This is a genomic window from Azospirillum sp. OGB3 (assembly GCF_014192915.1).
Taxonomy (GTDB): domain Bacteria; phylum Pseudomonadota; class Alphaproteobacteria; order Azospirillales; family Azospirillaceae; genus Azospirillum.
This window is the reverse complement of record NZ_JACHYN010000029.1, coordinates 13,834-31,552: the sequence shown is the minus strand read 5'-3', so window position 1 is coordinate 31,552 and position 17,719 is coordinate 13,834. Positions and strand designations below refer to the sequence as shown.

The following is a 17,719-nucleotide window of genomic DNA, read 5'->3' as shown; positions in this document are numbered from 1 at the left end:
TTGGCTGCTCACGGGAAGCGTTGGGCCGCGGGGCGGAGCATCGGGGGCTGGGACGGCGGAGTTCCCAGATCGAAGAAGGCGCGGTCCGCAGGAGCCACCGCCCCGGAGGGCGCCGGCCATCCGGCCAAGCCCGGCATCCGCCGCATGCTGCCGACCGGGGCCAGCGGCGGCGCCTGCGCGGGCAGCGCCGGCACGGCCACCTTCTCCTCGCGCGGCGGCTTGCCGTCGGACAGGACGGTGCGCTTGACCGCCAGCGTCATGAACACCCGCACGTTGGGCTTCACCACGGGTTGCGGCGCCGCCTGCACGGCCGGAGCGATCGGCAGCGGGGCAGCAACGGCGGCGTCCTTGACCGGGCCGCTGGCCGTGGCTTCGAACAGCAGCAGCGGATCGGTGTCCGGGCCGGGGCGGCGGTCACGCTGCGGCGCAGCCTGCCGGGCGGCCAGTGCGAACAGCGCCCAGGGGCCGTCATAGTCGAAGCGCAGCGAGGGGCCGTCCACCGACGCCCCGGCACCGACGCCGGAGACCGGCAGCACCGTGCCGTCCTTGGCCCAGCGCAGCGTCACGCTCAGCTTGTCGCCCGGATACCAGCGCAGCGGCGTGCGCGGCAGCACGCTGGACAGGGCGCCGTTCGGCGTGGCGAGCTTCCATTCGATGATGTCGCTGCCCCCGGCCTCACGCCCGCGGTTGACGCGGAAGGCGGGGTCGAGCGCCAAGCCGCCGCTCTGGTCCGGGGTCACCGCGGCGATCAGCAGCGGGCGGGCCCGCTCCATCGTCTCCACGAAGCGGAGCGCCTCGCGCCCGGCGGTGCCGAAACGCTCGCCGCGGCGCAGCCCCTCCAGCACGAAGGCCGACCGCGCGTCGAACCGCTCGTAGAAGGCGCGGACCGCCGCCGGGTCGGCGTCCTCGCCCGGTACGGCGGCGGCGGCGAAGGGGAAGCGTCCGGCCAGCATCTCGTTGAAGGACGCGGCCATGTCGACGTAGGCGTCGTAGACGCGGGCGTCGGCGGCCAGCACGCAGCGCGTGGCGATCCACTGCTTCAGCTCGGCCAAACGGCTGCGGAAGAAGTCGTCCGGCACCCCGTCGATGGCGCCGAGATTCTGGCAGCCGGCGGCGTCCACCGCGGCGCTCTCCACCGTCACGAACTTTTCCAGCTGCGCCAGGGAGCTGTTCGGGCGCCCGCCGTCGTACTTGTCCAGCTCGGTGATGATGCGCGCCCATTTGGCGGCGGCGCCCGACCCGGTCCCGGCGCCCATCACCGGACGCTCCAGGATCTCCACCACCGGGGCGGCAATGTCGCGGGCGAGCACCGTCACCTCCTGCCGGGCGTTGCCGAGATAGAGCGCCAGCCCGGCCGGCGTGGTTTGCCCGAACAGCAGGTGCGGCACCAGCGGCCCGTCCACCCAGACGTCCAAGGCGTGGGCGTCGGGCCGGTAGAGCTGGTCGCCCTCCAGCAGCCGGTCGGCCTGGGCCAGCACGGCGTTGGCCTGCCGGGCCACCGTGTCGCGGATGGTGTCGGCGGAGGTGGTCAGCCCGATCTGGCGGAAGGACTGCATGGTCTCGGCCAGCACCGGGAAGGCGGTGCGCAGCGCGTGCGCCGAGGCGCGGAGCTGCGCCAGCCCACCCGCCCGGTCCACCCCGCCGCCCGCCGGGCTGCCGGCCAGCGCGCGGGCGAGGATGCGCTCCACCCCCTGGCGGAGCTGGTGCTGCGCCGCCGCCCGCATGGAGGTGCGGAGCATGGCCGGCGCCTGCGGCAGGTCCTTGGCGTCGAACAGCAGATAGTCCTCGACCAGCGGCGGGATGCTGTCCAGGGCGGCGCGGTCCCAGCCGGCGCCCATGGCGGGCATTGTCAGGGCGCCGCTGTCGTCCGTCTTCATGAAGCGGCGGGCCATCCACACCGATAGGGTGCGGCGAAGCTGCTCCGCCGCCGGGGCCAGCCGGGCGCCGCCATTCGGCGCCTGTTCCAGCAGACGGCCGATCACGGAATCCAGGCTGCGGGCACCGACGCCCGCCTCGTCGTAGCGGCGCTGCGCCAGATCCAGGATGTCGGCACGCAGGTTGGGGCCGAGCAGGTCGGACTTCTCCAGCCGGCCAAGCAACGCCTCGAACTCCGGCGGCAGGACGGGGCCGTTGGCGCCGATCCAGGCGCCGCGCTCCGCCCCCAGGCCGCGGGCGGCGTCCTCCAGGCTCGACAGCACCTCGACGTAGGCCGCCGCCGCGTCGGCGCCGGAACGCGCCCCGCCGGCCAGCAGCTCCAGTTCGCTGGCGGCGACCGACAGCCGCGCGGCGGCGAGGCCGCCCATGGCGAGGTCGCGCAGATAGGCGTCGGCGTATTGCCGGAAGCGGCGGCTGACCTCGGCCCGGTGGGCGGTCAGGTCGATGGGGCGTTGCGCCCCCGGTCCCGGCGCCGGGATGGCGGTGCCGCCCGGCGGCTGGTCGATCTCCCAGCCGTGCAGCCGCGCCGAGAAGCCGCGCGCCACGCCGGAGCCCAGCGCGAAGTCGAGCACCTCGTCCAGCGGCAGCGCCGGGTCGCGGGCGTCCACGTTGTTGTAGGCGCGGGCCAGCCCCTCGGCGATGCCGACCTCGCCCGCGAAGGCGCGCAGCCGCTCGAAGGCGCCAGCCCCCGCCGGCCCCACCCCGCCGTCGCGGGTCAGGCGGCGCAGCCGGTCCTCGGCGACGTCGCGCACGGTGGACAGGGCCAGCCGGCGGTAACCGACGGCCAGCGCGCCCGACACCGAATCCGGAACACCGCTGATCCAGGAGGCCGGCAGCGGGTTGAAGGTCCAGTCGGTGGGCAGCATCGTCACGCCCTGAACGAAGCGGGCGGCGGGATCGCCGTAGGCGGCGGTCATCGGCGCCCCGGCCTCGACCGCCGGGCGCTGGTCGGCGAGCTGCTGGAGCCCGCCCGGAATGTCGGCCAGGACCGGAACCAGCCGGTCCGACAGGGTGGAGGCGCGCTGCACCCCCACCCACAGCAGCAGGACCGCGGCCAGCGCGGCGACCCCCGTCCCCACCGGCCAGGAGTAGCGGCGCCACGCGCGGGACGCGGCCAGCGCTCGGGTCGGCTTGGGCAGGCCGGCCTCGGGGAAGATCTTGCGGTTCAGCAGGTCGCGCCCGAACAGCGCCGCCGCGTCGGGATCGGGGCGGCCGGTGAAGTAGAGGCCACGGACGTAGAGCGTTTCCTGATAGGCGGTGCGTTTGAAGGCGGTGCCGAGCAGGGCGCGCAAAGCCGCTTCCGTCCCGGTCAGCCGCTCGGTCAGGGCGAACAGCGGGGCGCCGTCCGGCGTGGCCGTCGCGCCGAACACCTCCAGCTCCACCGCCAGCAGGCCATCCGCCAGCGACTGCAGCGCCTCGCTTACGAAGTCGGGGGAAAAGGCGGTCTCCAGCGCGTAGGGGCTCGACCAGCCGAGCATCCCGCCGGTCAGGGTCGGGGGCAGCGCTTCGGCCAGCGCCGCGAAGCCGGGGGCATCCTCGCAGCCCGTCACCACCACATAGACCGGCAGGGCGAAGCCCAGCGTGCGCTGGATCTCCCACAGCCGGGCGTACAGCTCCGTCCCGCGCGCGGTGGCGCGGCGCACGTCGTCCAGCTCGGCCAGCGGGACGGTCAGGATCAGCCCGTCGGCGGGCAGCATCGGGCGGCGGCGGCCCAGCAGGTCCAGCACGCCGGCCCAGGCGGCGCGGGGATCATCGACGTCGATGACCACCGCCCGGTCGTAGAAGCGCCAGGAGAAGCCGGCGTGCCGCTCGGCGGTCACCGGGGGGCGCACCTCCTCCGCGCAGGACAGCAGGCCGGCGTCGTCCGACGCGGCGACCCCGGTGCGCAGGTACCAGGGCACCAGATAGACGTTGCGCGACAGCGTCTCGCGATAGGCCGCCAAGCCGTCGCGGAACAGGCGCCGGATGTCGCGGATGGTGACGTCGGGCGCCGTGCCGGCCAGCGCCGGGACCGCCCCGCCCTCCTCCACCGCGGCGTCGGGCGGCGGCAGGGCGGCGGGCTCCGCCGGGGCGGGCGGTGCGGCGTTGCGGGCGCGCAGCAGGATCGCCACCATCACCGCGATGATCAGCAGCACGAGGACGAGAAGCCCCGCGAAGACCCAGATCTGGTTGCCGGCGATGCCGGACAGGACCGCTGCCAGGAGTTCCATGACCGTCCTCTCCCGTCAGCGGGTCACGCGGACCGATGCCTGAAGCACCGCATCCGCCGCGTTGGAAAGCTGTGCGGTGGACATCCACCAGAGCGCCTGACCCAGCACCAGCCACAGGCCGGCGATGGCCCCCAGCACCAGCGGCCAGCGGGGCCCGCGCGCCAGCGTGCGCGCCTTGCCGTCGGTCAGCGTGTAGGCGTAGGCGGCGGGGATCAGCGTCCGCCCGCCGGGCAGCACCCCGGCGCCCAGCTCGGACTCGCGGCCGGCGATGAATTCAAACAGGCGGGCGCTGTAGTCGCGCAGGGTGGACTCGCCGCCCGGCACCCGGCAGCGCCCCTTGAAGCCCATGCCGAGCACGCAGAGATAGACCGCCGCCAGTTGGACCAGCCGCCGGTCGTTGCTGGCGAGCAGCGCCTCCATCCGGTCGAACACCCGCTCGCCGGCCAGCCGGGTGCGGAACACCGCCTGCTCCAGCAGCACGCTGCGCCACAGCTCCCGCCCGTTCCACTCCACATCGTGGATGAACAGGTCGTCGGCCAGCGCCGCCATGGCGTACTGCGCCTCGCGGTGCTGGCTGATCATCAGGTCGGTGCCGGTGCGCCCGACCTGCACCGCCTGAGCCTCCAGGAAATCCTGAAGGCGGCGGATGATGATCTCGGCGTCGGGCTCCAGCGCCAGGGCCGGCACCGTCGCGGCGGCACCGCGGGGCGCCGGGATGGCGAGGGCGTCCTCGGTCAGGAAGGCCGGCAGGCTGTCCGCCGTCTCCCCCGCGGCGCCTTCTGGCTTCGCCACCGTGGCGGCGGGACGACCCGCCCCGACCGCGGCGCGGTGCTTCTGGAGTTCCCGCGCGAAGGCGAGGAAGTGATCGACCAAGTCCCGGCGGTGCAGCATGGCGGTCATTCCCGGCCTCAGGCGCTGACGAAGAGGGTGATCTCGACGGGGCGGAAGCGGCTGCCCAGCGAGTCCGGATTCCAGATCTCCAGCCGCTCGCCGGGGACGATGTAGCGGGGATCGACCTTGATCTCGAACGGCACCACGCCGCGCGGGGCGGCCACACCACCCTCGCCGCTGTCGTCCAGCGCGACGCGCTCTGCCCCCTTCACGCGAAGGCCGGACAACGTTTCCAGCCGCGAGCGCGAGGCGACGATGCAGTTCTCCATCCAGGCGGCGACCTCGCTGACCGGAGCGGAGGCCGGGCCGCGCACGCCGACGACCAACCGGCCCTTCAGCCAGGCCTCGTCCATCGGCAGCCCGAACATGCCGTCCTCGAAGGTGAAGGGGATGCGGGCGACGCCTTCCTTCACGCGATCGATCATGCGCAGGATGAAGTCGCGCACCTCGCCGAAGCTCGCCATCGGATCGTCATGGTCGTAGCGCGACAGCTTGGCCGGCACGGCGCCGCTGGCGAAGGCCGACAGATGCCCGGCCAGCGTGCACAGCGACAGGTAGACGTCGAACGGATGGCAGATACCGACGCCGAGCTGCGCCTCCAGCGGCGGCAGGCCGGTGACGAGGCTGCGGATCTCCGCACGCGCCGCCTCGGCCAGCTCGGTCGCCGGGTTGCCGTTGCCGACGCCGGAACGCTCGGCCAGGAACAGCGCCTTCTCGCGCACGCGCCGCACCACCTCCGCCCCCAGCCGGCCGAGCGGCGCGTTGGCGGCCACGGTCAGCGCCGGCGGCACGAAGTCGGTCAGCACGAAGGCGTCGTTGCGGAAGGTCGCCTGCGCGATCGGCATGGAGACGAACTTCTGCGGCGGCTTCTGCGTCGGGCCGGTGGTGGCGAACAGGGCCAGCCGTGGGCGCAGCCGGGCGATGGACAGCTCCTCCCCGCCGTGCTGGTCGGCGACCGGCGCGCCCTCGACCGAGACGTAGCGCGGCGTCTCCCCCGGTCCCGGCGCGCGGTCGCCGCGGGCGGCGGGAACGATCAGGTGGATGGTGATCTGCGTCTGCCCCACCGGGTCGGCGTAGGCGGAGATGTCCACCTCCAGCGGCTCGTCGGTCCCGGCGCGGTAGTCCACGACGAGGCCGTCGGGCAGGATCGCCTCCAGCTCGCGCACCTGGACCAGCCCGGAGACGAGCTGCACCCGGTCGACCTGGAGATGGACGACGCCCCAATGGAAGGGCCGCGCCTGCCGGACATGGTAGGTCAGCTGCCGCTCGTGCCGCAGCGCCTGCTGCTGGAAATGCTGCGGGGCCAGCAGCATCCCGTCGTGCCAGTCGATGGCGTCGGGAATGTCGCGCGCCTCGGTCATGCGATCCTCACGGCAAAGGGAAGAACATCACGGAACCAGTTCGACATCCTTGTCCCCGGCGGTGAGGGTCAGCGTTCGTGTGTCCGGCACGCGCAGGCGGTGCGGCCCCGGCGTGGAATAGTTGGCGAAGACCAGCAGGGCCCAGGCCGGCTCGCCCGGCGGCAGGTCCGTCTTCAGCGTCTGGCCGGGGACCAGCTCCCAGCTCGTCACGCCGAGCGTGGTCGGATGGTCGCGCATGGACTGCTCGCGCTGGGCGAACCACTCCGCGGCGGTCAGCGCCCCCAGCTTGTCCACCAGCGCCTTGTCGCGGACGGACACGAGGTCGATGGCGACCGGCGTGGTGTCGTTGGCGGCGGGGGCGACCGTGAAGGACACGCTGTCCAGCGCGGCGCGCGGCTTGTCCGCGCATCCCGCGACCAGCAGCGCCAGCGCCAGCGCGCCGGCAAATCCCACTCGTTTTCCGTTCACCGGACTCATGGCGTTCAGCGCTCTCCCGCTTCGGCAAGGGTGACGACGGTTCCGGACACCCCGTTCGCCCGCGTCAGCGCGTCCAGCGCGCGGGCGGCCTCGTCGGCGGCGGCGTAGCGCCCGGTGCGCACGGCGTAGGGAGCGTTGCCGCCCGGCAATGGCGCGAAATCGACCGTGCCGCGCACACCGCGCTGGGCGGCGGCGGCGGCGAAGGACTCCGCGTTGGCCGGGGTGGCGAAACGCCCGAGTTCGATGGCGTAATGGCGGACCGGCACCGCACCGTCTTCCTTCATTGAGTCCAGCCGGTCGTTCAGCGTGTCCTCGACGATGCCTTCCACGCTGTTGCCGGCGAATTCGGTGACGCGGTAGCCGGTCTTCTCGATGACGTGGGCGGCGGTACCGGCCATCCAGCCGGGCAGGAAGCGGCGGGCCGCGTCCGCGGCGCCGCGGGTCACCGGCTCGGTGGCCGAAATCGCCCGTCCGCGCGCCTCGTCGCTGAAAATGTCCGCTGTCTCGATCACGCCCTGGCGGGCCTCGAAGCTGTCGGCGATGTTGCTCCGAGCCATCGCGCCCAGTCCGCCGCCAGCGGGGGGCGTGGTGGCGGACGCGGTGGCAGGAGCGGAGGCCGACGCCATCGGCGTGTCTCCACCGCCCGTCAGGATCAGCGCCGCCATCACCGCGCCGAGCAGCAGGGCCACGACGGTCAGCACGGCGACGCCGGCGGCCAGAGCCGCCACCTGCCATCGTCCGAGCGTGATCGTGGTCATCGCGGGAAATCCTGGGGAAGAAGAACCGTCGGATGGACCGCCCGCCCCACAGGACGGCGGCCCAGCCTGATAGAAGCATCCCGGCGGCCCAAATCCGCGCGCTGTCTGGTTCGTTCTGGCGTAGTCCGGCGGGGGTTTCGCGGCGATGGCCCGGAGGCCGCCCCCGTCCTGCGGAGAAGCCCGCGAATCCGGCGGGTTACCCCCTTGGTCCGAACTGGATCATTCGCCGCCGCGGGCCTTCGCGGGCTGGACGGCGGGAAGCGGCTCCTCGACCACCACCCCGCCGAGCCCGGCGATCCGCTCAAAGGATGGGCGGCGCGCCTCGGCTTGCCAGCGGTCGGCGAAGGCGCCGGCGCGCACCCGGTGCCACTGCCCGCCGGCGGCGTCCATGGTCTCGACGATTTCCACCGGAAGGCCCCGCCCGGCCAGCGCCGCCGCGAAATCCTGGGCGTTCCCGGCGGAGCGGAACACGCCGAGCTCGATGGAGAAGCGCGCCGTCGCCGCCTTCACGGCGGCAGCCGGCCGGACCGGGACGGCGGCCGGGGCGGCCTTCTCCGGCTCCGCCTTCGCCGCCTCCTGCGGCGCGGCGGCGGGCGCGGCCTTCGCCTCGGCGGGCGCAGGGTCGTCCGCGGCGCCCGGCAAGCCCCCGCCCGCCAGGAAATAGCCGCCTGCGAAGGCCACCAGGAGGAGGAGCAGCGCCAGCACGCCGACCAGGAGCTTCTTCATGGCGCCACGCTCACGATTCCGGGCCGCCGCACAGCCGGCGCATCTCCGCCGTCTCGCGCTGGTAGCCGAGCCGCACCCGCCGGTCGAGCACGAGGCAGAGATAGGTGTCCTGCGCCGTCGGATCGCTGGCGTGGTAGCGGCGCACCGCCTCCGTCCAGGAGCCGTGGCGGTCGTACAGCTCGCGCAGGAAGCGCGCGGCGTAGGCGACGTTGACCGCGGGGTCCAGCATGTCCTCACCCCCAGCGAAGGACCCGGCGTGCCAGCGCGTGTGGATCTGCATGCAGCCGACCGCCACGTCGCCGCGCAGGCCGCCCTCGCCGTCCTGCATCAGCCGCAGGGCCTCGCGCCGCGTCGCCGGATAGTGCGGGCGCCCCGAGACGTTCAGCGCCCAGGGCCAGGGCATCCCGGCCCGCCCGGATTCCACGACGCTCATGGCGTGTAGGATGCCCGGCGGGATGCCGTAGAGCGCCTCCCCGTTGCGCAGGTAGCGGCTGCACTGGAACAGCGCCGGCCCACCGTCCGACGCCGGGGCCACCTCCGCTGCCGCCGGCCCGGCCAGCAAGGCGCCCATCAGCGCGAGCGCGCCGGCCAGAATGCGCCCCGCCCTCATGCCCGCACCCGCAAAGCGACGCACAGCCGGTCCACCGCCATCGCGGCGCCGCCGCCATGCTCGGCCAGACCGGCGGACACCGCCGCGGTGACGCTGGCCGAGGACAGGTCGTCGAGGTTGCCGAGGATGCCGGTCAGCCGCGCCCGCCCGAAGGCGACGCCGAAGCGGTTCTCGCCATCCAGCAGCCCGCCGTTGCACAGCACCAGCGTCGTCGGCACCGGCAGGTCGAGCGCGGTCTCCACCGCCGTCATCGCCGGATCAAGGCCGAGCCGCGGGTTGGCCGCCACCGGCAGGTCCACCACGTCGCCGAAGCGCCGCAGCAGGAAGGGCTCCGGCACGCCCGCCGCGGCGAAGACCAGCCGGCGCGAGCGCGGCGACACGACGCCCATGGCGAGCCCGATCGACAGGCCCGCGGCGTTGTCCGCCGCCAGCAGCCGGTTGGCACCGGTCAGGCAGGCCGCCGGCCCGAGCCCGGCCGCCGCCAGCGTCCGCAGCGCGGCGCGCGCCGTCACCGTCATGAAGCCCGCCGCCAGCCCGCCGCCCGACACCTGCCCGATCAGGACCGCCAGCGAGCCGTCCGCCGTCAGGAAGAAATCGTAGAAGCTGCCGTCGAACTCCGCCGCCGGGCGCATCAGGCCCGACGCTTCCAGGTCGGGGGCCGTGGTCAGGTCGGGGGGCAGGATGGCCGCCTGCATGCGCCGGGCGATCTCGAACTGCTTCTGCAACTCCACAAGCTCGGTGCGGGTGTCCAGCGCGGACTGAAGCTGGCGGACCATGCCGTCGAGCGCGGTGTGCTGGTCGCGCACGCGTTCCGCCATCACCTCGAAGGCGACTGCGAGCGCGCCGGGATCGTCGGTGCGCGCGCAGGGCGTCCGGCCCTCCGACGCCGCCTCGATGCGGGCAAGGTCGGCGAGGAGTTCCCGCCGCCCCTGCTCCGGTAGGGTTTCGGACAGGCGGAGCATCTGGCGGCGGATGAAGGACTGCTGACGCAGCCAGTGGCGGGCGCGCCGCTCCTCGGCGTCGCGCAGCGCACGGCTGCGGCTGCGGAAGACCTCGACGGTGCGGGCGAGCTGCCCGGCCTCGTCGGCGCGCTCCGCCCCCAGCACGGCGACGCCGGTGTCCCCCGCCGCCAGAGCGGACAGGGCGGACATCGAGGCGTAGACCGGCGTGAAGACGCGCCGGAAATACCAGTCCAGCCCCAGCGTCCCCGCCACCAGCACCATCAGCACGACGAGAATGGCGGAACTGTCCAGCAGGCTGTCGGCCATGGCGGCCAGCGTGGTCTCGCGCACGGTGACGAGGTACAGCGTGCCGTCCCCCTCCGTCCCCGCCACCTTGGGCAGACGCAGCTTGCGCACGCCGTAACCGCGGGCGCCGATGGTCGCCTGCACCTCCTCGCCGCGTTCCGCGGCGGGACGCACGTCGGCCCAGGCCAGCGGTCCGGCGTGGCCGTACAAGGTGCCGTCGCTGCCGACCAGGAAGGCCGAGCCGCCGAGGACGCCGGCCAGCGCCTCCAGGCTGCCCGTCAGCGGACGGATGGCAACCAGCGCCCGGTCGGCCGGACGCTGCGCGCCGAGGGGGCGGGCGAGCAGAAGCTGCGCGGCACCGCCGGTCAGCACCAGACCGTCCTGCGTGTCGTTGCGGGCCAGCACCTGCCCGATGCGCCGCTCGTCGAGAAGGCGGATCGGCTGGTCGGCCGGGACGGTGAGCAAGGTCTGTCCCGCCCCGTTGACCACCGTCGCCGCCGTGAAGCCCAAAGCGCCGAGCCGCTCCGCCACCGCCGTCGCGTTGCCGCGCTCCAGGGCATCGGTGAGGCGGGGATCGCCCACCGCCACCCGAGCGGCCGCGGCGGACTGGTCGAGCAGCCCTTCCCACAGCCGCAGGGTCATCCGCCCTTCGTCCTCGGCGTGGCGGGTGGCCCCGCTCTCGATGCGCAGCAGGGCGAAAACCGCGGCGGTGACGAGCACGGCAAGGACCACCGCGGCCGCGGCCACCGTCATGCGCTGGCGAAGACCGGTCATCGCGCGGCCTCCTCTTCGACCGGAACGCGCCGGCGTGGCATGGCGTGACGCCACAGGGCCAGCGCCAGCGGCGGCAGCGCGGCGATCCCGGCGAGCAAGGCCAGGGAGGGGAGCGTTCCGGCGGCCACCACCGCATTGCTTCCGCCCGACAGCCACAGCACGCCGAGCGTTCCGGCCAGGGTCAGCGCGGCGCGGGCCGCGGTCAGCCCCCCCCAGTTCCCCGACGCCGCGAATCCCGCATGGCCGGCGCCAAGCGTTGCGGCGGCGCCCAGCGCGACGGCCGTTCCCGGCTCCACCGGGCCGAGCGCCAGGAGAAGCCCGACCCCCGCCGTCGCGCCCAGACTCAACAGCGCGGCAGCCCCCCGCGGCACCAGCACCGCGACCAGCGCGGCCGCCAGCCAAGCCGGGGTGGCGTGCAGCCAGAGGAGTTCCGCGACCCGGCGGGCGTCCATCGCTCCGCCGTCGTCGGCCCGGCTCAACACCGCCAAGGCCAGCGCTGTGACCAGCCACAACCCCCAACCTTTGGAACGCAGCGTCCCGTCCGCCCACCAACGGTCCACCGCCAGCAGAGCGCGGAGGGTCATGCGCGGCAGCGTCAGGCCGCTCCGCCGCTCCAGCCGGACGGCGGCCAGCAGACCGGCCAATCCGGACAGCACCGCGCCGGCCATGAGAACGCCCGGCACGCCACCACCGATGCACAGAACCGACAGCCCCGTTCCGGCCACCAGACCGCCCGCGGCGGACACCGCGGGCCCGGCGCGCAGGCTTTCCGCGGCGGGCCGCACCGCCTGGAAGGGAAGCGCCGCGGAAAGGCCGCCCAGCACCGCGCCGGCCAACCACAGTGCAGCCCCGTCACCCAGCCCGTTCAGCAGCGCCCAAGCGCCCAGCGCCAGCGCTCCCGCGATGGGCGCGCGGCGGACGAGCGCCAGGGCGAGCGGCACCGCCGCGGCCATGCCCAGAACCACCCCGCCGAGCGCCACAGCCGGCGGCAGGTGCCGCGCCGCGACCGCCGTGGCGACGGCCGCCCCCACACCGGCGCAAAAGGCGGTGGCGTAGGGCAACGACCCGGCGTCCGGCGGGGCCAGCGCGGTCAGCCGGTCGGGCGAGAAGCGGCCCAGCCGCTCGATCCGTTCGATCAGCGGCGCCACCTCCGCCGCGGCGTCCTTGTTGAAGCTGAGATCGCGCACCTCGGCCAGATAGCTGCGCAGGCGGGCGAAGCGGTCGTTCACGCCGGTCACCACCCGGTTCATCTCGGCCAGCAGCGTGCCGATCAGGCTCTGCTCCACCGGCGGGGCGATGCGGTCGTAGGCGGAGCGCGCGAGGTTAGCCTCCAAGGACGCCGCCAGCCGCAGCGGCGCCATCACCTGGGCGTTCAGCATGGTGCGCAGCGCCAGCCCGCCAAGCGCCAGCGCGATGCTCAGCGCCACCGCGAAGTCGATCAGGATGCGCGGTGCGTTGGCCGGCTGCGCCACGGCGCTGCGGCCCAGCAGGACCTCACCCGCCGTCGCGGCGCCCTGACGAATGGGAAAGCGTTGAAGGACCAGCCCCAGCGCGGACCAGTCTGTTTCCGCCGGCACCAGCCGCACCGACAGGTCGGGCCGCGCGGCGTCGGATTTCTGGAACAAGGGACGGCCGGCGCCGTCCACCACCAGGATCAGCTTGATCTCCGGGAAGACCGCGCCGGCCTCGCCCAGGTAGTCGTCCATCCCGGCCATGCGGTCGAGCGGCAGGCCGAGGGCCAGCGCCTTCTCCAGGTCATGGGCGATCCCCGTCCCGACGATCTCGGCGCGGGAGGCGGCTCCCCGGTCGGCCAGGCCCGCCGCGGCGATCAGCGCCGCCGCCAACGTGGCGAGCCAGGGCACGACGACCACCACCGCCATCAGCGGGATGAAGCGCCGCAACACGCTGCGCTGGGGGAACAGCGTCATCGGGCGGGTCATCGCAGCACCTCCCCGTCGATGCGGGCGGCCTCGGTCTCCGCCGCGCGCAGCCCGGCCAGGACGGCGGACAGCGCCGGATCGCCCACCGCGACGGCGGCGGACCCATCGGCCTGAAGCTGCCGCGCCTCGGCGGCGTAGAAAGCCGTCCGCTCCAGAACCGACCGGCAGACCCCGGACAGCAGCAGCCGCGTGCCCAGAACGGCGAGAATCCCGATGGCGGCCAGGAAGACGGCGGTGACCGTCGCCGTCTCGCGCAACGCGGCCAGAACCTCCACCCGCGCGTCCTGCTGCGGGGCGAGGCCCAGCACGGCGCCGGCGGGCTTGCCCAGGGCGTCGGCCACCGGCACGCCGACCAGCACGCCGTCACGGTCCGCGAGGTCCCACGGCTCCGCCGGCAGCCCCGCGGCGGCGCCCATCCAGGAGGCCGGCACCGGCGTCCCCGCCGCCTGGGCGGTGGCGAACAGCACGGTCCCGCGCGGGTCCACCACATAGAGCCGCACGCCCCCGCCACCGGTGGAGGCCACTTCAATCAGCCGTTGCAGGTCATTCTGGTCGGCGAGCGGAAAGCCGATGGCGGCGCGCTCCGCCGCGCTGGCCGCCACGCGGCTCGCCAGCGCCGACGCGCGCGCGGCGATTTCCGCCGTGTGCGCCTCCGCCACCGCGTTGTGAAAGGCGAACAGCGTGAACGCCTGTCCACCCACGGCGCACAGCCACAACACAAGCGCCAGACGCCCGAAACCGTAGAGCATGGCCAGCCTCCCAAGGGTCCGGCTATAGCGGCTTTCCGCGGGTGCATCCCGTTCAGATTGGCCCAACTTGGTCTGATCTGCTTTTGCCGCTCCCCAGCCCCTGCGATACTCCCCGGCCAACCACAAAGGACACGCTCCATCATGAAGCGGCCATCATGAACCGGGATGCCCGCCTGCACGCAATCCTCGCCCGGCTGCGCAGCGACAGCTCCGGCGAGCGGCTGGCCGCCCTCTCCGCGCTGGAGCGGCTGATGCCCGCCGGAACCACCCTCTACGAAGTCATCCAGGTCGGGCTGTTCTACACCGACCGCGGCACCGTCGCCCCCTCGCTGGTCGAGGAGGTGGACCGCCTGCGCGGCGAGGCGCAGGAGGCCACGCGGCGGGAGGAGCGGCAGCGCCGCCGTGTCCGGGCGCTGGAAACCGGTATCCGCGCCGTGATGGAGGAATTCCGCGGCGGCAAGGACGCCTGACCGCCTTCGCTCCGCAACGGACGCAGTTCCGGCGGCGTGACTCCGGGAGTGGACCAACAAGGCGTTCCGCGGCGGCCCGTCATCGCACACCTTGCGGGGCATTACCGCCGTGCGTACCCGGAGGCCCTTTGCCCACCATCACCGCACCCTGTCAGCATGCCCTTTTCGCCGCCGTGGACTCCGCGGCGACGGCGCGCGGCATGACGGTGCCCGCCCTGATCCGCTCCTGCCTGACGCTGGTCGGGCCGGAGGCGCTGACCCATCTGCCCGATCCCGGCAGCCCCGAGCCGGTGGACGTCTCCCACCGCACCGTGACGCTGAAGAACGGCGGCACCCGCCGCGTGCGGGTGGTGCCGAAGCTGCGGGTGCGCCACGCCACGCCGCTGGACGCGGCGACCGTGCGCAAGGCCGCCTGGGTCGCCGCCACCATCGGCAATGACGACGGCGCGCATCTCATCACCGCGGGCGAGCTGAACGCCGTGGAAAGCGAGATGAGCCGCTGCCGCCTGCGGCTGGAACAGTTGACCGCGGCGCTGGAGACGCTGGCCTTCCGCCCGCTGCGCCAGCCGATCCGCAAGCCCTGGCAAGCCACCTACGTGCTGGGCTTCACCCATGAATGGGGCCTCGACCCGCAGGTGGTGAACAGCCGCTTCCGCACGCTGGCCCCGATCTTCCACCCCGACACCGGCCTGCTCTCCAGTGCCGAGCGGATGAGTCAACTATTGGAGGCCCGCAACTTCCTCTTGCAGCACCTTCGAAGCTGAGCGGGCGATGCTTCGTACGCCGGGCATTCCCTCCGAAACGGAGGTGTTCCGGGGCGATGTCGTCCAATTGGGGTCCATCTCGGCTGGCCTCCACGGGGGTGCCTTTCGAATGATGGCGAAGCTCGACAGCCGGCGCGCGACGCGCACAACCCTATGAGGTCGTCAGATATGAGCGAGAGCAGTCAGAAGAAGTTGGAGCGCGTCCGCCCGCCGCGGGTGAAGCTCACCTACGAGGTCCACACCGGCGGCGCCCAGGAGATGAAGGAGCTGCCCTTCCTGGTCGGCATCCTGGCCGATCTCAGCGGCAAGCCGGAGAAGCCCCTTCCCAAGCTGAAGGAGCGCAAGTTCGTCGAGATCGACCGCGACAACTTCAACGACGTGATGGCCTCCGTCGGCCCGCGCCTCGCCTTCCAGGTGGACAACAAGCTTCAGGAGGACGGCGGCAAGCTGAACATCCTGCTGAACATGCGCCACATGGACGATTTCCAGCCGGTCGAGGTGCTGAAGCAGGTGCCGACGCTGAGCCGCCTGTTCGAAGCCCGTCAAAAGCTGTCGGATCTGCTGGCCAAGCTGGACGGCAACGACGAGCTGAACGGCCTGCTGAACGACGTCATCACCAGCACCGAGCAGCAGGACGAGTTGAAGAAGCTCCTCGGCCCGGTGGCCGGTGCCCCGGCCGGCGAGCCCGCGGGCGAGCCCGCCTGATTGCCCGTCCCGTCAAGCCCAATCAGAACCCCCTTCACGGAGCGAACAGGTGAGCACGGAAACGTCCGTTGAGAGCGCCGCCAGTCTGTCCCTGCTCGACCGCATGATGGTCGAAGGCAAGATGGCGCGCGAAGAGGGCCAGCGGCCCTACGCCCGCGACCTTCTGACCGAATTCGTCGACCAGGTCCTCGCCGAGACCGGCGACGCCTCCGCCATCGACGTGGTCGAGGCGATCAACCAGCGCATCGCGCAGATCGACGAGCTGATCAGCGACCAGCTGAACGAGGTCATGCACCACCCCGACTTCCAGAAGTTGGAAGGCACGTGGCGCGGCCTCAACTACCTCGTCATGAACACCGAGACCTCGACGACGCTGAAGCTGCGCGTCCTCAACGTCTCGCGCAAGGACCTCCAGAAGGATCTGGACAGCGCGGTCGAGTTCGACCAGAGCGCCATGTTCAAGATGGTCTACGAGGCCGAGTACGGCACGCTGGGCGGCACGCCCTACAGCATGCTGGTCGGCGACTACGAGTTCGGCCGCCACCCGCAGGACATCTCCCTGCTGGAGAAGATGTCGAACCTCGCCGCCGCCGCCCACGCGCCGTTCATCAGCGCCGTGTCGCCGGCGATGTTCGACATGGAGAACTTCGGCGAGCTGGGCGCCCCGCGCGACCTGTCGAAGATCTTCGAGACGGCCGAGATGGTGAAGTGGCGCTCCTTCCGCGCGTCGGAAGACTCCCGCTACGTCTCGCTGACCATGCCGCACGTCCTGATGCGCCTGCCCTACGGCCCGAACACCGTTCCGGTCGAAGGCATGAACTTCGTCGAGGACACCGACGGCCGCGATCACTCCAAGTACCTGTGGGGCAACGCCTCCTGGGCGCTGGCCGCGCGCATCACCGACAGCTTCGCCAAGCATGGCTGGACCGCGGCCATCCGCGGCGTGGAAGGCGGCGGCAAGGTCGAGGGTCTGCCCAGCCACACCTTCAAGACCGACGAGGGCGACATCGCCCTGAAGTGCCCGACGGAAATCGCCATCACCGATCGCCGTGAGAAGGAGCTGAACGACCTCGGCTTCATCTCGCTGGTCCACTGCAAGAACACCGATTACGCGGCGTTCTTCAGCGGCCAGACCACCAACAAGCCGAAGGTCTACAACACCGACGAGGCCAACGCGAACGCCCGCATCTCCGCGATGCTGCCGTACATGCTGGTGTCGTCGCGCTTCGCCCATTACCTGAAGGTGATGCTGCGCGACAAGATCGGCGCCTTCCTGACGCGCAACAACATCACGGATCACCTGAACACCTGGATCGCCAACTACGTCCTTCTGGACGACGAGGCGTCGCAGGGCACGAAGGCCCGTTTCCCGCTGCGCGAGGCCCGCATCGACGTCTACGACGTGCCGGGCCGTCCGGGCGTCTACCGCGCCAACATCTTCCTTCGTCCGCATTTCCAGCTCGAAGAGCTGTCGGCCTCCATCCGCATGGTCGCCGAACTGCCGGCGCCGGAAGCCTGATCCCCTCCCCCCGAACGCATCGTCCGGAGTAAATCCGCATGTCTATGATCATTCTCGATATCCCCAACGTCCAGGGGGAGTCCGCGGTCGAGATCGCCGGGGGCGTGGTGTTCAAGGACATGATCCTGTGCGAATCCCTGTCGCAGGACATGACCGTCGAAATGGAAGTGTCGACCAACGCCCGCCGCACGGTCCACACCCCGAAGGTCGAGAACATCACGCTTGAGCGCAAGTGGGACCGGGCCTCGCCCAAGCTGATCTCGCTGCTGCTGCGCTCGGCCAACTCCGACACGGCGAAGAAGCAGTGGACCATCCACTGCCTGAAGCCGATCGGCGACACCCACCAGTGGGGCGAGTTCCTGACGATCGAGCTGACCAACCCGCTGATCGCCAAGCACAGCCTGAGCGTCAACGAAGGCGACACGACCGAGACCATCGAGATCAACGCCACCGAGATCTACTGGACCTACAAGCGCTACACCGAGGAGCAGAAGCACGAAGGCGGTGGCGGCGTGAAGTTCAACCTGCTGAAGGGCACCGTCTCCGACAGCTAAACTTGTGAACAACCCTCTCCCGCCCCGGG

At 72.4% G+C, this 17,719-nt stretch carries 15 protein-coding genes; 5 read left to right on the top strand and 10 right to left on the bottom strand.

The features are described from left to right. Positions 1-8: 8 nt before the first annotated feature. The 10 genes from FHW79_RS33440 to FHW79_RS30285 all read right to left on the bottom strand — a co-directional run bounded on the left by FHW79_RS33440 (position 9) and on the right by FHW79_RS30285 (position 13,678). Positions 9-4,145, bottom strand: coding sequence for a type VI secretion protein IcmF/TssM N-terminal domain-containing protein (locus tag FHW79_RS33440; RefSeq protein WP_183182364.1), 4,137 nt, complete (start codon positions 4,143-4,145; stop codon positions 9-11). A 15-nt stretch (positions 4,146-4,160) separates the two neighbouring features. Beyond that, positions 4,161-5,045 (bottom strand): DotU family type IV/VI secretion system protein, encoded by an 885-nt coding sequence (locus tag FHW79_RS30325; protein ID WP_183182363.1) that lies wholly within the window; start codon positions 5,043-5,045, stop codon positions 4,161-4,163. 8 nt (positions 5,046-5,053) lie between these two features. Continuing rightward, positions 5,054-6,397, bottom strand: a complete 1,344-nt coding sequence (gene tssK, locus FHW79_RS30320) for a type VI secretion system baseplate subunit TssK (RefSeq protein ID WP_183182362.1) — start codon at positions 6,395-6,397, stop codon at positions 5,054-5,056. A 27-nt stretch (positions 6,398-6,424) separates the two neighbouring features. Then, complete coding sequence (locus FHW79_RS30315; RefSeq protein WP_183182361.1) at positions 6,425-6,874, bottom strand: hypothetical protein; 450 nt, start codon at positions 6,872-6,874, stop codon at positions 6,425-6,427. A 5-nt stretch (positions 6,875-6,879) separates the two neighbouring features. Then, positions 6,880-7,632, bottom strand: coding sequence for an SPOR domain-containing protein (locus FHW79_RS30310; protein WP_183182360.1), 753 nt, complete (start codon positions 7,630-7,632; stop codon positions 6,880-6,882). 219 nt (positions 7,633-7,851) lie between these two features. Further along, positions 7,852-8,358 (bottom strand): SPOR domain-containing protein, encoded by a 507-nt coding sequence (locus FHW79_RS30305; RefSeq protein WP_183182359.1) that lies wholly within the window; start codon positions 8,356-8,358, stop codon positions 7,852-7,854. A 10-nt stretch (positions 8,359-8,368) separates the two neighbouring features. Continuing rightward, positions 8,369-8,968, bottom strand: coding sequence for a lytic transglycosylase domain-containing protein (locus FHW79_RS30300; protein ID WP_183182358.1), 600 nt, complete (start codon positions 8,966-8,968; stop codon positions 8,369-8,371). Then, on the bottom strand, positions 8,965-10,989 hold the full coding sequence (locus FHW79_RS30295) for a SpoIIE family protein phosphatase (protein ID WP_183182357.1): 2,025 nt from the start codon (positions 10,987-10,989) through the stop codon (positions 8,965-8,967). The genes FHW79_RS30300 and FHW79_RS30295 overlap by 4 nt, the downstream gene beginning before the upstream one ends. Continuing rightward, positions 10,986-12,929, bottom strand: a complete 1,944-nt coding sequence (locus FHW79_RS33075) for a hypothetical protein (protein WP_247884688.1) — start codon at positions 12,927-12,929, stop codon at positions 10,986-10,988. Before FHW79_RS33075 ends, FHW79_RS30295 begins: the two co-directional genes overlap by 4 nt. Beyond that, positions 12,926-13,678: a hypothetical protein gene (locus FHW79_RS30285; protein ID WP_247884687.1), complete on the bottom strand. Its 753-nt coding sequence runs from the start codon at positions 13,676-13,678 to the stop codon at positions 12,926-12,928. The genes FHW79_RS33075 and FHW79_RS30285 overlap by 4 nt, the downstream gene beginning before the upstream one ends. A gap of 155 nt (positions 13,679-13,833) precedes the next feature. Between FHW79_RS30285 and FHW79_RS30280 the strand changes: the two genes are divergently transcribed. From FHW79_RS30280 to FHW79_RS30260, 5 genes are all read left to right on the top strand, one after another. Further along, positions 13,834-14,148: a hypothetical protein gene (locus FHW79_RS30280; protein ID WP_183182355.1), complete on the top strand. Its 315-nt coding sequence runs from the start codon at positions 13,834-13,836 to the stop codon at positions 14,146-14,148. Positions 14,149-14,276: 128 nt separating this feature from the next. Further along, on the top strand, positions 14,277-14,912 hold the full coding sequence (locus tag FHW79_RS30275) for a hypothetical protein (RefSeq protein ID WP_183182354.1): 636 nt from the start codon (positions 14,277-14,279) through the stop codon (positions 14,910-14,912). Between the two features lie 168 nt (positions 14,913-15,080). Next, positions 15,081-15,617 (top strand): type VI secretion system contractile sheath small subunit, encoded by a 537-nt coding sequence (gene tssB / locus FHW79_RS30270; RefSeq protein ID WP_014198564.1) that lies wholly within the window; start codon positions 15,081-15,083, stop codon positions 15,615-15,617. Positions 15,618-15,666: 49 nt separating this feature from the next. Then, entirely contained in the window at positions 15,667-17,136 is a 1,470-nt protein-coding gene (gene tssC / locus FHW79_RS30265; protein ID WP_040134770.1) for a type VI secretion system contractile sheath large subunit, read from the top strand. A gap of 38 nt (positions 17,137-17,174) precedes the next feature. Continuing rightward, a complete protein-coding gene (locus FHW79_RS30260; protein ID WP_109071735.1) occupies positions 17,175-17,690 on the top strand; it encodes a type VI secretion system tube protein Hcp in 516 nt (171 codons plus the stop codon). Positions 17,691-17,719 lie beyond the last annotated feature (29 nt).

What these genes read in the sequence shown, in the direction of transcription:
- FHW79_RS30295 (WP_183182357.1), bottom strand. Translation starts at nt 10,989, where the DNA reads ATGACCGGTCTTCGCCAGCGCATGACGGTGGCCGCGGCCGCGGTGGTC.
- FHW79_RS30305 (WP_183182359.1), bottom strand. Translation starts at nt 8,358, where the DNA reads ATGAAGAAGCTCCTGGTCGGCGTGCTGGCGCTGCTCCTCCTCCTGGTG.
- tssB (WP_014198564.1), top strand. Translation starts at nt 15,081, where the DNA reads ATGAGCGAGAGCAGTCAGAAGAAGTTGGAGCGCGTCCGCCCGCCGCGG.
- tssK (WP_183182362.1), bottom strand. Translation starts at nt 6,397, where the DNA reads ATGACCGAGGCGCGCGACATTCCCGACGCCATCGACTGGCACGACGGG.
- FHW79_RS30315 (WP_183182361.1), bottom strand. Translation starts at nt 6,874, where the DNA reads ATGAGTCCGGTGAACGGAAAACGAGTGGGATTTGCCGGCGCGCTGGCG.
- FHW79_RS30310 (WP_183182360.1), bottom strand. Translation starts at nt 7,632, where the DNA reads ATGACCACGATCACGCTCGGACGATGGCAGGTGGCGGCTCTGGCCGCC.
- FHW79_RS30280 (WP_183182355.1), top strand. Translation starts at nt 13,834, where the DNA reads ATGAACCGGGATGCCCGCCTGCACGCAATCCTCGCCCGGCTGCGCAGC.
- FHW79_RS30325 (WP_183182363.1), bottom strand. Translation starts at nt 5,045, where the DNA reads ATGACCGCCATGCTGCACCGCCGGGACTTGGTCGATCACTTCCTCGCC.
- FHW79_RS33440 (WP_183182364.1), bottom strand. Translation starts at nt 4,145, where the DNA reads ATGGAACTCCTGGCAGCGGTCCTGTCCGGCATCGCCGGCAACCAGATC.
- FHW79_RS30300 (WP_183182358.1), bottom strand. Translation starts at nt 8,968, where the DNA reads ATGAGGGCGGGGCGCATTCTGGCCGGCGCGCTCGCGCTGATGGGCGCC.
- FHW79_RS33075 (WP_247884688.1), bottom strand. Translation starts at nt 12,929, where the DNA reads ATGACCCGCCCGATGACGCTGTTCCCCCAGCGCAGCGTGTTGCGGCGC.
- FHW79_RS30285 (WP_247884687.1), bottom strand. Translation starts at nt 13,678, where the DNA reads ATGCTCTACGGTTTCGGGCGTCTGGCGCTTGTGTTGTGGCTGTGCGCC.
- FHW79_RS30260 (WP_109071735.1), top strand. Translation starts at nt 17,175, where the DNA reads ATGTCTATGATCATTCTCGATATCCCCAACGTCCAGGGGGAGTCCGCG.